Source organism: Tsukamurella tyrosinosolvens (assembly GCF_900104775.1).
Lineage (GTDB): Bacteria > Actinomycetota > Actinomycetes > Mycobacteriales > Mycobacteriaceae > Tsukamurella > Tsukamurella tyrosinosolvens.
Genome location: NZ_FNSA01000003.1, coordinates 693,691 through 707,137 on the forward strand (window position 1 = coordinate 693,691; position 13,447 = coordinate 707,137).

Sequence of the window (13,447 nt, forward strand, 5' to 3'; positions counted from 1 at the left end):
GGCGGGCGTGCGAAAGCGCGCCCATCGAACGGTGCGGGTGCGGGGCCGGAAGGCTCCGCAAAGGGGTGTAGCTCAGTTGGTAGAGCAGCGGTCTCCAAAACCGCAGGTCGCAGGTTCGAGTCCTGTCGCCCCTGCATAGCGCGGGCCCCCGGCCCGGCTGTCGAAATCGGCGGGCCGACGCCCGCTGGAAGATCCAGCGGAGGGATGTGCGTGAGCGACGAGAAGGACGACGCGACCACCGGCGAGACCGCCGGCGACAGCGTCGCCGAAGACGCCCAGCAGGCCCGTCCCTCCGGTAAGCGCTCCAGCGGCCGTCGCGGCCGCACCGCGCTGGCCGAGGCTCCGGAGCCCGGTTCGGCGGTCGAGTCCGGCGCCGCGAAGAAGTCCGCGGACGCGAAGCGCTCGCGCAATCCGTTCGCCGCCATCTGGCTGTTCATCCGCCAGGTCGTCGCGGAGCTGCGGAAGGTCATCTGGCCGACCCGGAGCCAGATGATCAACTACACGATCATCGTGCTGGTGTTCGTGGTGGTCCTCACCGCGATGATCAGCCTCCTCGACCTCGGCTTCGCGAAGCTGATGTTGTGGGCGTTCGGCAAGTAGCCGGACCGCACGAGTAGACGAGACGGAAGGAACTTCGGCGCTGTGAGCACCCCGGAGCACAACGAGGCAGAGCTGGACGTCCAGGAGGACGTGCAGGCCGATGACGCTGCCGTGGCGACCGAGGTCGAGTCGGCCGAGGACGAGGCGCTGATCGAGGTCGAGGAGAGCGTCCTCGGAGCGGACGAGCCCGGCGACGGCGCCGAGATCGTCGCGGAGGAGGAGCCCGAGGAGGAGATCGACCCCGTCGAGGAGCTGAAGGCGCAGCTGCGCACCGCCCCCGGCGACTGGTACGTGATCCACACCTACGCGGGCTACGAGAACAAGGTCAAGGCCAACCTCGAGACCCGTGTCCAGAACCTCGACGTCGGCGACTACATCTTCCAGGTGGAGGTCCCCACCGAAGAGGTCACCGAGATCAAGAACGGCCAGCAGAAGCGGGTCAACCGCAAGGTGCTGCCGGGCTACATCCTGGTGCGCATGGACCTCAACGACGAGTCCTGGGGCGCGGTGCGCAACACCCCCGGCGTCACCGGCTTCGTCGGCCTGACCAGCAAGCCCTCGCCGCTCACGATGAACGAGGTCGTGAAGTTCCTGCTCCCCGAGAGCGCGCGGACCAAGCCCGCCAAGGACAAGGGAGCCGCGGCCGACGGTGCCGCCGCCACGTCCGGTGGCGCGGTCTCGCAGGGCCCCGCGGTCGAGGTCGACTTCGAGGTCGGCGAGTCGGTCACCGTCATGGACGGCCCGTTCGCCACCCTGCCCGCGTCCATCAGCGAGATCAACGCCGAGCAGCGCAAGCTCAAGGTGCTGGTGTCGATCTTCGGTCGTGAGACGCCCGTCGAGCTCGCCTTCAACCAGGTCGAGAAGATCTCCTAGCGAGACACATGCTTCCCGCGCCACCGCAAGGGCGCGGGGTGAAGAAAAAGGAAACTGAGGATGCCCCCGAAGAAGAAGAAGGTCGCCGGGCTCATCAAGCTGCAGATCCAGGCCGGGCAGGCCAACCCTGCTCCGCCCGTGGGTCCCGCGCTTGGTCAGCACGGCGTCAACATCATGGAGTTCTGCAAGGCGTACAACGCCGCGACCGAGTCGCAGCGTGGCAACGTCATCCCCGTCGAGATCACGGTCTACGAGGACCGTTCTTTCGACTTCAAGCTGAAGACTCCTCCGGCCGCCAAGCTGCTGCTCAAGGCAGCGGGCGTGCAGAAGGGCTCGGGCGAGCCGCACAAGACCAAGGTCGCCAAGGTGACCTGGGATCAGGTGCGCGAGATCGCCGAGACCAAGAAGGAAGACCTGAACGCGAACGACATCGATCAGGCCGCGAAGATCATCGCCGGCACTGCTCGCTCGATGGGCATCACCGTCGAGTAAGTCGCCGGGAGGCTTCGGCTTCCCGTGGGAGGGCCGGCTCGGCCCGCAGAACCACTCACTGCCCGCTCGCTGGGCAAGAACGAAAGAGTTACACATGAGCAAGAACAGCAAGGCCTACAAGGCCGCTGCCGAGAAGGTCGACAAGGACAAGCTGTACAGCCCGCTCGAGGCCGTCACGCTCGCCAAGGAGACCTCCTCCACCAAGCAGGACGCCACCGTCGAGGTCGCGATGCGCCTCGGTGTCGACCCCCGTAAGGCCGACCAGATGGTGCGCGGCACCGTCAACCTGCCGAACGGCACCGGTAAGACGGCCCGCGTGATCGTCTTCGCCGTCGGCGACAAGGCCGAGGAGGCCAAGGCCGCGGGTGCCGACGAGGTGGGCGCCGAGGACCTGATCGAGAAGATCCAGGGCGGCTGGCTCGAGTTCGACGCCGCGATCGCCACCCCGGACCAGATGGCCAAGGTCGGCCGGATCGCTCGCGTGCTCGGCCCGCGTGGCCTCATGCCGAACCCGAAGACCGGCACCGTCACCCCCGACGTGACGAAGGCCGTGGGCGACATCAAGGGCGGCAAGATCACCTTCCGCGTCGACAAGGCCGCGAACCTGCACTTCGTGATCGGCAAGGCGTCCTTCGACGCCAAGCAGCTGGTGGAGAACTACGGCGCCGCGCTGGACGAGATCCTGCGCGCGAAGCCGTCGGCGGCCAAGGGCCGGTACCTGAAGAAGGTCACCGTCTCGACGACCACCGGACCGGGCATCCAGGTGGACCCGTCGCGGGTGAGCAACCTCGCGGAGGAGGAGGCGTAAGCCTTCCCCATCAGGGCCTGACGAAGCCCCCGATCGCTCTTCGAGCGGCCGGGGGCTTCGTCGTGTCCGGGGTCAGATCAGCGCGGTCCCCGAGCCCGCGATGAGGAACATCAGGAGGAACAAGCCGCCGTACGCGAGGACCGCGAGGAGCGTCAGCCCGGTGAACACACCGCCGATGATCATGCCGACCGTGGCGAGCGTGTTCTTGTAGCCGCGGTCCCGCGACTGCCGGTGCGCGATCCAGCTGACGAGCAGGCCCACGGGGTAGCAACCCAGCACCGACAGGATCAGCCCGACGATGCCCATCGCCTGGTCCGGGTCCTGCAGGCCCTGCGGCGGCGGGTAGCCGGGGTAGGGCTGGTAGGCCGGGTAGGGCTGGGCGGGGTACGACGGTGGCTGCCCGTACGGGTCGTAGCCGTACGGATCGTTGGGCGTCGACATCGTGAACGTTCCCCCTCGTCATTGCGGAGATCGGTGTGCGCCGAGCGTAGCCGAGCGCGCGGATAGGGACGGCGTGCGGCGGACCCGGCTCAGAGGATGAGCAGGAGCCGGATGACGGCGGACGCGAGTCCGGACAGCAGGAGCAGCATGCACAGGGTCATCGTGATGACGGCGATCACGTTGGTGTGGCCGTACCGCTTCGAGATGCAGAACGCGCGGACCGAGAGGAACAGTGTCGACGTCGTCGACGACAGGGTGATCACAGGATTCAGCTCCATCACCGTGCCGATCACGAAGATCGGCAGCGTGACGACGAAGAACAGCACCAGGCCGACCACCGCGGTGATCAAGCCCGGATCGCCGGCAGGACGCGGCCGGGGTGGGACCGGGGCGTACGGCCGGCCGAAGGGGTGCGCCGGAGCGGGCTGCGGGTAGCGCGGGTACGGCTGATACCGACCGGGTGCGGGAGGGCGAACCGACACTGACGTCTCCTTCGACGGGGATCCGGGTGACTGAGGTCGACGGTATTCCTCGGGACACGGCGATCCGCTTGTCGTTCGCTTGGGGCGCGGAGCCTCCGGCCGGCTCGCGGCGTCGGAAACGTGTCGGTCGGCGCCGGTATTCTCGCGCCCATGGACGACAACAGGCTGCTCGCCCGCATCGGGGCGTTGCTGCGGCAGGCGGAGGGCACCGACAACGAGCACGAGGCCGCCACGTTCACCGAGGCCGCGCAGCGGCTCGCCACGGCCGCGTCGATCGATCTCGCCGTGGCCCGCGCCCACCAGCGCGGCGCCGAGCGCGCCCGCGTCGTCCCCGAGCAGCGCACCGTCCGGATCGGGGAGGCGGGCCGTCGCGGCCTGCGCACCTTCGTGGAGCTGTTCGTCGCGATCGCCCAGTCGAACGACGTGCGGTGCGACGTGGCCTCCAACTCCACCTTCGTCTTCGCCTACGGCTTCGCGGAGGACATCGACGCCTGCGAGGCGCTGTACGCGTCCCTGGTCATCCAGATGGTCCGCGCGTCGGACGCCTACCTGCGGTCGGGCGCCCACAAGTCGGAGACGGTGCAGCAGCTCTACGAGGACCGGCGCACCCGCCGCCGCTGGGTGGAGACCAAGCCGGTCTCGGGAGTCACCGCCCGGATCAATTTCCAGTCCGCGTTCGCCGCCCGTATCGGGGCGCGGCTCGCGGAGGCCCGGGCCGAGGCCACGGCGCAGGCCACGGAGCAGGGCGAGCCGGGCACCGCGGTCGCGCTGCGCGACAAGGAGATCGAGCTCACGTCGTTCTATCAGGGCGAGTCCACGGCGCGGGGCCGGTGGCGCGGGTCCACCGCGTCGGCCGGGTACTCCGACGGTGCCCGCCGCGCGGGCGACCGCGCCGGCCGGTCCGCGCGCCTGGGCACCCACTCCGAGCTGGGCGGCAGCCGCGGCGCGCTGGAGCAGGGCGCGCCGTGACCCCGTACCCGCCGTCCCCGCAGGCCCCGCCGCCTCCACCGGCGCGCGGGAACACGGGGGTGTGGTGGGCGATCGGGGGAGCGGTCCTCGCGGTCGTGCTGGTCGCTGCGCTCGCGGCGGTCCTGCTGGCGCGGGGATCCGGCGGTTCGTCGACGGTGGCGGGCCCCTCGGCGGCAGCCTCCGGAAAGGCGAGCACCTGCGGCCTCCCCGGCGCCGGCTCGACCACGCCGATCGCTCAGCGCGTGGTCTCCGGCCCGGTGTCCTTCCCGGTCTCCGCGGCGCCGGGGTGGACGGAGCAGCGCTACCAGCTGTTCGCGCCGGGGGCGCAGGCGGCGGGCCTGCGCACGACGGTGCCCGGCCACAAGTGGGACGCGCACGTCGAGGTGGGGCTCACGACGTTCGCGCCCAAGGTCCCCGTCACGGAGGCCGCGCGGCGGATCATCCCGTGCATCGTCGCGAGCAGCCGCTACGACTCCTATCGCCCGCGGCTCGACGGACTGTCGGAGCCGGAGGCGATCACCGTCGACGGGGTGCCCGCCGCCCGGGTCGTCGGCCGTATCCTCGTCAGCCGCGAGGGCCTCGCGATTCCGGGGGACGTGGTTACTGTTGTGGTCATCGACTCGGCGCCCCAGGCATACTTCGAGTCGGACACCCCGATCGGGGACACCGCCCTCGCGGCGGTGGCCCAGCAGGTCTTCGAGCAGCTCAAGGTGGCGAGGGACGTATGAGCAACCCGCAGGATCCGAACGGGCAGCAGCCCGATCCGTACGCACAGCCCGACCCGTACGCGCAGGGCGGCTACCAGTACGGGTACGGGCAGCAGACGAATCCGTACGGCCAGCAGCAGCCGTACCAGCAGGGATACCAGCAGCAGGGCTATCAGTACCCGGGGCAGTACCCCGGCCAGCCGCAGTACCCCGGGCAGGGGCAGCCGCCGCAGAAGCCGAACCGGACCGGCCTGTACGCCGCGATCGGCATCGCGGTGGTGCTGGTGATCGCGGTGGCCGTCGCCGCCGTCCTGCTCGTCGTGAACTCCGGCTCCGACGAGAGCGATCGCACCGCCGCGCCCAGCGCCGGCCCCAGCTCGGTCACGCCCAGCACGGGAGGCGACTGCGGCGTGCCCGGCACCGGCCTCGCCTCGCCGATCACCGATCGGGTCGCCTCCGGGCCGCTGTCCTTCCCCGTCGCGGCCGCGCCGGGCTGGGAGCAGGAGAGCTACACCGTGTACGCGCAGAGCATCGCCGCCGCGGGCCTGCAGAAGTCGATGGACGACGGCCAGCCCTGGCAGGCCGGCGCCGAGGTCGGCCAGACCAACTTCAACTCCAAGCTGGATCCGAAGGACGCCGCGTCGCGCATGATCCAGTGCATCGCCGACGGTGCCGGGTACCTGAACGTCACGTCGAAGCGGGTCGAGCAGTCCGCGGCCGAGTCGATCACCGTCGACGGCGTGCCGGCCGCCAAGGTCACCGGCAAGATCCTGGTCACGGGCGAGAAGCTGACCGTCGCGGGCGACGACATCACGGTGATCGTCATCGCCTCCGCGCCGCAGACCTACGCGATGCTGGTCATCCCGATCGGCCGCGACGACATGGCCGCGACGGGCAAGACGATCATCGAGCAGCTCAAGGTCGCGAAGGATGTGTGACCACGCCGGCTAGGGACGCCCAGCGGGCCGCGGTCTACCGCGCGGAGGAACTGGTCCGCGGCCTGTTCGAGCACGCCGCGGCGGGGCGCACCGTCGACGTGCTGGGCGTGCCGCTGACGCTCCCGCCCGAGACGCGGTTCGCCTCCGTCGACTCCGTGCAGGCGTACGCCGACCGCGTCGTCGGGGCCGGGGCGGTGCGGGTGCGGGCCCGCTCCGGCTCGTCGGGCGCGCACTACGAGAGCGGCCCCGCCGGTCCGGTCGTCGCCGTCCCCGCCGGGCGCGACGGTGCCTGGGCCCTCCGCGAGCTGGTCGTCCTGCACGAGCTCGCGCACCACGCCGTCGCCTCCACCGGCGCCGACGGTGCCGCCCACGGCCCGTCGTTCACCGCCGCCTTCGTCGACCTCGCGGCCCGCGTCATGGGGCCGGAGGCCGGCCTGGCCCTGCGCATCGTCTACACGGAATCCGGCGTCGCCGTCGGCTGAGGGGCCCGGCCGGCCGCACCGTCGAACCACGATTTGGCGACGGACCAGCACTCGCGTACTCTGGTCCTCTGGAATCCGGTGACAACCGGATCGTTCCACCGAAGACCGTCGGTCATCAGGCGCGAGCCTGATCGAAGGTCCGGCCCCGAGCCGGCGACCCACGCAGGAGGACGAGGATTCTTCATGAACCCCGTGCGCCCTGCGCCGGGGTTCTCGTCGTTTCAGGACTGAACCTTCATCTCGACGGATGACACGTAGAGAGGAGGCGAAGTATGGCAAACGCCGAGAAGGTCGCAGCAGTCGCTGAGATCGCTGAGCAGTTCTCCAAGTCCACGGCCACCGTGGTCACCGAGTACCGCGGGCTGTCGGTCGGTTCCATCACCGAGCTGCGTCGTTCGCTCGGAGAAGGTGCTACCTACTCCGTCGCCAAGAACACCCTGGTCAAGCTCGCCGCCAAGGATGCTGGCGTCGAGGGCCTGGACGAGCTGTTCGTGGGCCCGACCGCTATCGCCTTCATCGAGGGTGAGCCGGTCGAGGCCGCCAAGGCGATCAAGAAGTTCGCCAAGGACAACAAGGCACTGGTCATCAAGGGCGGCTACATGGACGGCCGTGCGCTGTCCGTGGCCGAGGTCGAGCGCATCGCCGACCTCGAGTCGCGCGAGGTGCTCCTGGCCAAGCTCGCCGGCGCCATGAAGGGCAACTTGGCGAAGGCCGCTGGCCTGTTCAACGCTCCCGCGTCGCAGGTGGCCCGCCTGGCCGCCGCGCTGCAGGAGAAGAAGGCCGCCGACGAGGCTGCCGCGTAAGACCGCTGATCCAGCGAACCCCCGCGCGCACCGCTCGCGGGAACCATCACCACCTTGCCTCGCGGATCAGCGAGCAAGACTGAACGGAAGGACGCCACCATGGCGAAGCTCACCACCGACGAGCTGCTTGATGCTTTCAAGGAGCTGACCCTGCTCGAGCTCAGCGAGTTCGTGAAGGCTTTCGAGGAGACCTTCGAGGTCACCGCTGCTGCTCCGGTCGCCGTCGCGGCTGCCGGCGCTGCCCCGGCTGCCGGCGGCGACGCCGCTGCTGCCGACCAGGACGAGTTCGACGTCATCCTCGAGGGTGCCGGCGACAAGAAGATCCAGGTCATCAAGGTCGTCCGCGAGCTGGTTTCGGGCCTCGGCCTGAAGGAGGCCAAGGACCTCGTCGAGGGCGCCCCCAAGGCGATCCTGGAGAAGGTCGACAAGGAGGCCGCCGAGGCCGCCAAGGCCAAGCTCGAGGAGGCCGGCGCTTCGGTTTCGGTCAAGTAATAGCCGAACCGCACGTCAGTGCTTTAGGCCGCCCCGTCGCCCAGTGCGACGGGGCGGTTCTCGTATCCGACGGTGCCGCGGGGTGCCGAATAGAACAGGTCCGGTACCGCCACCAGCGGCGACTGGGGTACTGTGCTCCCAGCGGTCTGTGGCGCGAGCCACACCTGGAAGCGACGAAAGGTCTCGACAGTGGGTGTCGAAGTAACTACCAAGAACCTGACGAAGTCGTTCGGGTCCCAGAACATCTGGTCCGACGTTTCGCTGACCCTGCCCGCGGGCGAGGTCTCGGTTCTGCTCGGCCCGTCGGGTACCGGCAAGTCGGTGTTCCTGAAGTCCCTGATCGGTCTGCTGCGCCCCGAGGAGGGCGAGATCATCATCGACGGCACGGACATCCTCACCTGTACGTCCTCGGAGCTGTACGAGATCCGCAAGATGTTCGGCGTGCTCTTCCAGGACGGCGCGCTGTTCGGCTCGATGAACCTGTACGACAACACGGCCTTCCCGCTTCGTGAGCACACGAAGAAGAAGGAGAGCGAGATCCGTCAGATCACGATGGAGAAGCTCGAGATGGTCGGTCTGATCGGCGCCGAGGACAAGCTCCCGGGCGAGATCTCCGGTGGTATGCGTAAGCGCGCCGGCCTGGCCCGCGCGCTGGTGATGGATCCGCAGATCATGCTCGTCGACGAGCCGGACTCGGGCCTGGATCCCGTGCGTACCACCTACACCAGCCAGCTGCTGATGGACATCAACGCGCAGATCGACTGCACGACGCTGATCGTCTCGCACAACATCAACATCGCGCGCACGGTGCCGGACAACATGGGCATGCTGTTCCTCAAGCACCTGGTGATGTTCGGCCCCCGCGAGGTGCTGCTCACCTCCGAGGAGCCGGTGGTCAAGCAGTTCCTCTCCGGCTCGATGATCGGCCCGATCGGCATGTCCGAGGAGAAGGACTCGGCGCAGATGGAGGCCGAGATGGCCCGCGTCGCCGCCGGCCACTCCGACGGTGGCGTCGACGTTCCGGACGAGATCGCCCCGCAGATGCAGCCCACGCCGGGCATGCCGCCCCGCAAGGGCGAGCAGCGGCGCAAGGCCCGCGTCCGCCAGATCCTGCCGACGCTGCCGGAGAAGGCGCAGATCGCCATCCGCAAGGACCTCGGCGACGACCCGGCCGATTACGCCACGACGGCGCCCGCGGCCGCCGCCCAGCAGTACCAGCAGGTCCCCGAGACGGCGCCCGTCTCGATCCAGAAGGAGTACGCGGGCGACGAGTCCCCGACCTCGGCCTACCAGGTCACGCAGGCGGACGAGAACCCCACCGACCACCTGCCGAAGGTGGATGACGGGCGCTGACCGCACCGTCGTCAGAGCTGACCGACACCGGCCCGGGAACCACTCCCGGGCCGGTGTCGTCGTCTCCGGGCCGACATCGTTCCCGATATTCGAAGGAAATCGGCGGTTTCGCTTGACGTCCGGGCGGATACGGGTCACAGTTATCGGCAGGACGCGATGCGCTCGTGTCCACGTGAGAGCATCCTCGGGTGCCTCCGGCCCGCACGGCAGCCAGCCCGCGGCCGGGGCCGACGGCGTAGCCGACCGACGATGCAGGTGTTCGAAGAACGGCGCGCGTCATGCTTGCGCCCAAGCCTCTCGGGGCTTAGTCTGGACTGCCCCTTGCGGGGTGGTCATTCCTCTGTTAATGTTGGACGTTGCGCTGGCTGCCTCCTGCCCATCTGAATATTCGCCCTTCGTAGGGGCCGTACTCTGCGGGTTGCCGTCAGCACAGTTTTGGCAACGTTACTAGTCACAGCAGAGGACGCATCTTGGCAGTCTCCGTCTCCAGCCAGACTCAGAACGATCAGAACGACGCCGTGGTGCCCGGAGCGCCCAAGCGCGTGTCGTTCGCGAAGATCTCCGAGCCCCTTCCCGTACCGGGCCTGCTCGACCTGCAGATCGATTCGTTCGAGTGGCTCGTCGGTACGCCCGCTTGGCGGGAGAAGGCCGCAGCGCGCGGCGAGGCACAGCCCACCGGCGGTCTGGAGGACATCCTCGCTGAGCTGTCGCCCATCGAGGACTTCTCGGGCTCGATGTCTCTCTCCTTCTCCGATCCGCGCTTCGACGAGGTCAAGGCCTCGATCGAGGAGTGCAAGGACAAGGACATGACGTACGCGGCGCCGCTGTTCGTCACCGCCGAGTTCATCAACAACAACACCGGCGAGATCAAGTCGCAGACCGTCTTCATGGGCGATTTCCCCATGATGACGGACAAGGGCACGTTTATCATCAACGGCACCGAGCGCGTCGTCGTCTCGCAGCTCGTCCGCAGCCCGGGCGTGTACTTCGACGAGAACATCGACAAGTCGACCGAGAAGCCGCTGCACAGCGTGAAGGTCATCCCGGCCCGCGGCGCGTGGCTCGAGTTCGACGTCGACAAGCGCGACACCGTCGGTGTCCGCATCGACCGCAAGCGTCGCCAGCCCGTCACCGTGCTGCTCAAGGCGCTCGGCTGGACCAGCGAGCAGATCCTCGAGCGCTTCGGCTTCTCGGAGATCATGCGGTCCACCCTGGAGAAGGACAACACGGCCGGCACCGACGAGGCGCTGCTCGACATCTACCGCAAGCTGCGCCCGGGCGAGCCGCCCACGAAGGAGTCGGCGCAGACCCTGCTGGAGAACCTGTTCTTCAAGGAGAAGCGCTACGACCTGGCCCGCGTCGGCCGGTACAAGCTCAACAAGAAGCTCGGTCTCCCGGCGAACTCCGACGGCACGCAGCCGCTGGTGCTCACCGAGGAGGACATCGTCGCGACGATCGAGTACCTCGTGCGCCTGCACGAGGCACCGTCGGAGCAGCTGACCTACATGACCGTGCCGGACGGCGACGAGGTCCCCGTCGAGGTCGACGACATCGACCACTTCGGCAACCGTCGCCTGCGCACCGTCGGCGAGCTGATCCAGAACCAGCTCCGCGTGGGCCTGTCCCGCATGGAGCGCGTCGTGCGTGAGCGCATGACCACGCAGGACGTCGAGGCGATCACCCCGCAGACCCTGATCAACATCCGCCCGGTCTCGGCGGCGATCAAGGAGTTCTTCGGCACCTCGCAGCTCTCGCAGTTCATGGATCAGAACAACCCGCTGTCGGGCCTGACCCACAAGCGCCGCCTGTCGGCGCTCGGCCCCGGCGGTCTGTCGCGTGAGCGCGCCGGCCTCGAGGTCCGCGACGTCCACCCGTCGCACTACGGCCGCATGTGCCCGATCGAGACCCCTGAGGGCCCGAACATCGGCCTGATCGGCTCGCTCTCGGTGTACGCGCGGGTCAACCCGTTCGGCTTCATCGAGACGCCGTACCGCAAGGTCGTCGACGGCCAGACCACCGACGAGGTCGTCTACATGACGGCCGACGAGGAGGACCGCTACTACATCGCGCAGGCCAACGCGGCCACCGATGCGAACGGTCGCCTCACCGACGAGAAGGTGCTCGTGCGTAAGCGCGGCTCCGAGGTCGAGTTCGTCCCGGTCTCCGCCGTGGAGTACATGGACATCTCGCCGCGCCAGATGGTCTCGGTCGCGACCGCGATGATCCCGTTCCTCGAGCACGACGACGCCAACCGTGCCCTCATGGGCGCGAACATGCAGCGTCAGGCCGTGCCGCTGGTCCGTTCCGAGTCGCCGCTGGTCGGCACCGGTATGGAGCTGCGCGCCGCGGTCGACGCCGGCGACGTCGTCATCACCGAGAAGCCGGGCGTCGTGGAGGAGGTCTCCGCCGACTTCATCACCGTCATGGCCGACGAGGGCACGCGCAAGACCTACAAGCTGCGCAAGTTCGCGCGGTCGAACCAGGGCACCTGCGCCAACCAGCGTCCGATCGTGAACGCCGGCCAGCACGTCGAGGCCGGCCAGGTCCTGGCGGACGGCCCCTGCACCGACAACGGTGAGATGGCGCTCGGCAAGAACCTGCTCGTGGCGATCATGCCGTGGGAGGGCCACAACTACGAGGACGCGATCATCCTCTCGCAGCGCCTGGTGGAGGAGGACGTGCTCACGTCCATCCACATCGAGGAGCACGAGATCGATGCGCGCGACACGAAGCTGGGCGCCGAGGAGATCACCCGGGACATCCCGAACGTCTCCGACGAGGTGCTGGCCGATCTCGACGAGCGCGGCATCATCCGCATCGGCGCCGAGGTCCGCGACGGCGACATCCTGGTCGGCAAGGTCACCCCGAAGGGCGAGACCGAGCTCACCCCGGAGGAGCGCCTGCTCCGCGCGATCTTCGGTGAGAAGGCGCGCGAGGTCCGCGACACCTCGCTCAAGGTGCCCCACGGCGAGACCGGCAAGGTCATCGGCGTCCGCGTCTTCTCGCGCGACGACGACGACGAGCTGGCCCCCGGCGTGAACGAGCTGGTCCGCGTGTACGTGGCCCAGAAGCGCAAGGTCCAGGACGGCGACAAGCTGGCCGGCCGCCACGGCAACAAGGGCGTCATCGGCAAGATCCTCCCCGCCGAGGACATGCCCTTCCTGCCCGACGGCACCCCGGTCGACATCATCCTGAACACGCACGGCGTGCCGCGTCGTATGAACATCGGCCAGATCCTGGAGACGCACCTCGGGTGGGTCGCCAAGACCGGCTGGGACGTGCGCGACGAGAAGGGCAACATCCCCGACTGGGCGTCGGCACTGCCCGAGGAGATGTACAGCCAGCCCAAGGACACCAACACCGCCACCCCCGTCTTCGACGGTGCGCGGGACGAGGAGCTGGCCGGCCTGCTCGGCTCGACGCTCCCGAACCGCGACGGCGACGTGATGGTCCAGGCCGACGGCAAGGCGACGCTGTTCGACGGCCGCTCGGGTGAGCCCTTCCCGTACCCGGTGGCCATCGGCTACATGTACATCCTCAAGCTGCACCACCTGGTGGACGAGAAGATCCACGCCCGCTCCACCGGCCCGTACTCGATGATCACGCAGCAGCCGCTGGGTGGTAAGGCGCAGTTCGGTGGCCAGCGCTTCGGCGAGATGGAGTGCTGGGCGATGCAGGCGTACGGCGCCGCCTACACCCTGCAGGAGCTCCTCACCATCAAGTCGGACGACGTGGTCGGCCGCGTGAAGGTGTACGAGGCGATCGTCAAGGGCGAGAACATCCCCGAGCCCGGCATCCCCGAGTCGTTCAAGGTGCTCCTCAAGGAGCTCCAGTCGCTCTGCCTGAACGTGGAGGTGCTGTCGTCCGACGGTGCCGCCATCGAGATGGCCGACGGCGACGACGAGGACCTCGAGCGCGCTGCTGCCAACCTCGGCATCAACCTCTCGCGCAACGAGAACGCCTCCGCCGAAGATCTCGCGAACTAGTCCACGCCAACCGAACGAATT

13 protein-coding genes, 1 tRNA gene and 1 pseudogene are annotated in these 13,447 nt (G+C 68.6%); 13 read left to right on the forward strand and 2 right to left on the reverse strand.

The features are described from left to right. Nucleotides 1-61 precede the first annotated feature (61 nt). The 5 genes from BLW32_RS04805 to rplA all read left to right on the forward strand — a co-directional run bounded on the left by BLW32_RS04805 (nt 62) and on the right by rplA (nt 2,773). Nucleotides 62-134: transfer RNA gene (locus tag BLW32_RS04805), tRNA-Trp, on the forward strand. A 76-nt stretch (nt 135-210) separates the two neighbouring features. Beyond that, entirely contained in the window at nt 211-600 is a 390-nt protein-coding gene (gene secE / locus BLW32_RS04810; RefSeq protein ID WP_068524708.1) for a preprotein translocase subunit SecE, read from the forward strand. Between the two features lie 42 nt (nt 601-642). Next, nucleotides 643-1,473, forward strand: coding sequence for a transcription termination/antitermination protein NusG (gene nusG, locus BLW32_RS04815; protein WP_068523953.1), 831 nt, complete (start codon nt 643-645; stop codon nt 1,471-1,473). 60 nt (nt 1,474-1,533) lie between these two features. Continuing rightward, nucleotides 1,534-1,965: a 50S ribosomal protein L11 gene (rplK, locus tag BLW32_RS04820; protein WP_068523954.1), complete on the forward strand. Its 432-nt coding sequence runs from the start codon at nt 1,534-1,536 to the stop codon at nt 1,963-1,965. Between the two features lie 94 nt (nt 1,966-2,059). Next, a complete protein-coding gene (gene rplA / locus BLW32_RS04825; RefSeq protein ID WP_068523955.1) occupies nt 2,060-2,773 on the forward strand; it encodes a 50S ribosomal protein L1 in 714 nt (237 codons plus the stop codon). A 72-nt stretch (nt 2,774-2,845) separates the two neighbouring features. Here rplA and BLW32_RS04830 read toward each other — a convergent pair whose 3' ends face one another. Next, nucleotides 2,846-3,214, reverse strand: a complete 369-nt coding sequence (locus BLW32_RS04830; RefSeq protein WP_068740828.1) for a DUF4190 domain-containing protein — start codon at nt 3,212-3,214, stop codon at nt 2,846-2,848. A gap of 89 nt (nt 3,215-3,303) precedes the next feature. Beyond that, nucleotides 3,304-3,696, reverse strand: a complete 393-nt coding sequence (locus tag BLW32_RS04835; protein ID WP_139286071.1) for a hypothetical protein — start codon at nt 3,694-3,696, stop codon at nt 3,304-3,306. A gap of 150 nt (nt 3,697-3,846) precedes the next feature. Between BLW32_RS04835 and BLW32_RS04840 the strand changes: the two genes are divergently transcribed. From BLW32_RS04840 to rpoB, 8 genes and pseudogenes are all read left to right on the forward strand, one after another. Next, entirely contained in the window at nt 3,847-4,665 is an 819-nt protein-coding gene (locus BLW32_RS04840; protein ID WP_068740829.1) for a DUF2786 domain-containing protein, read from the forward strand. Continuing rightward, nucleotides 4,662-5,393, forward strand: a complete 732-nt coding sequence (locus BLW32_RS04845) for a hypothetical protein (protein ID WP_139286073.1) — start codon at nt 4,662-4,664, stop codon at nt 5,391-5,393. Before BLW32_RS04840 ends, BLW32_RS04845 begins: the two co-directional genes overlap by 4 nt. Beyond that, complete coding sequence (locus tag BLW32_RS04850; protein WP_068740830.1) at nt 5,390-6,310, forward strand: hypothetical protein; 921 nt, start codon at nt 5,390-5,392, stop codon at nt 6,308-6,310. Before BLW32_RS04845 ends, BLW32_RS04850 begins: the two co-directional genes overlap by 4 nt. Beyond that, the gene (locus BLW32_RS04855; protein ID WP_068740831.1) at nt 6,307-6,792 is read left to right on the forward strand and encodes a TIGR04338 family metallohydrolase; all 486 of its coding nucleotides are present in this window, start codon (nt 6,307-6,309) and stop codon (nt 6,790-6,792) included. The genes BLW32_RS04850 and BLW32_RS04855 overlap by 4 nt, the downstream gene beginning before the upstream one ends. 272 nt (nt 6,793-7,064) lie before the next feature. After that, on the forward strand, nt 7,065-7,595 hold the full coding sequence (gene rplJ, locus BLW32_RS04860) for a 50S ribosomal protein L10 (RefSeq protein WP_068523967.1): 531 nt from the start codon (nt 7,065-7,067) through the stop codon (nt 7,593-7,595). A 99-nt stretch (nt 7,596-7,694) separates the two neighbouring features. Next, nucleotides 7,695-8,087, forward strand: coding sequence for a 50S ribosomal protein L7/L12 (gene rplL, locus BLW32_RS04865; protein WP_068523969.1), 393 nt, complete (start codon nt 7,695-7,697; stop codon nt 8,085-8,087). A gap of 189 nt (nt 8,088-8,276) precedes the next feature. After that, the gene (locus tag BLW32_RS04870; protein WP_068740832.1) at nt 8,277-9,440 is read left to right on the forward strand and encodes an ABC transporter ATP-binding protein; all 1,164 of its coding nucleotides are present in this window, start codon (nt 8,277-8,279) and stop codon (nt 9,438-9,440) included. Nucleotides 9,441-9,875: 435 nt separating this feature from the next. After that, nucleotides 9,876-13,426 (forward strand): annotated as a pseudogene (gene rpoB, locus BLW32_RS04875) (DNA-directed RNA polymerase subunit beta). Nucleotides 13,427-13,447: the final 21 nt, after the last annotated feature.

Bases quoted from the DNA above. Each gene is read 5' to 3' on its own strand.
- rplK (WP_068523954.1), top strand. From the start codon at position 1,534: ATGCCCCCGAAGAAGAAGAAGGTCGCCGGGCTCATCAAGCTGCAGATC.
- rplA (WP_068523955.1), top strand. From the start codon at position 2,060: ATGAGCAAGAACAGCAAGGCCTACAAGGCCGCTGCCGAGAAGGTCGAC.
- BLW32_RS04830 (WP_068740828.1), bottom strand. From the start codon at position 3,214: ATGTCGACGCCCAACGATCCGTACGGCTACGACCCGTACGGGCAGCCA.
- BLW32_RS04840 (WP_068740829.1), top strand. From the start codon at position 3,847: ATGGACGACAACAGGCTGCTCGCCCGCATCGGGGCGTTGCTGCGGCAG.
- BLW32_RS04850 (WP_068740830.1), top strand. From the start codon at position 5,390: ATGAGCAACCCGCAGGATCCGAACGGGCAGCAGCCCGATCCGTACGCA.
- rplJ (WP_068523967.1), top strand. From the start codon at position 7,065: ATGGCAAACGCCGAGAAGGTCGCAGCAGTCGCTGAGATCGCTGAGCAG.
- rplL (WP_068523969.1), top strand. From the start codon at position 7,695: ATGGCGAAGCTCACCACCGACGAGCTGCTTGATGCTTTCAAGGAGCTG.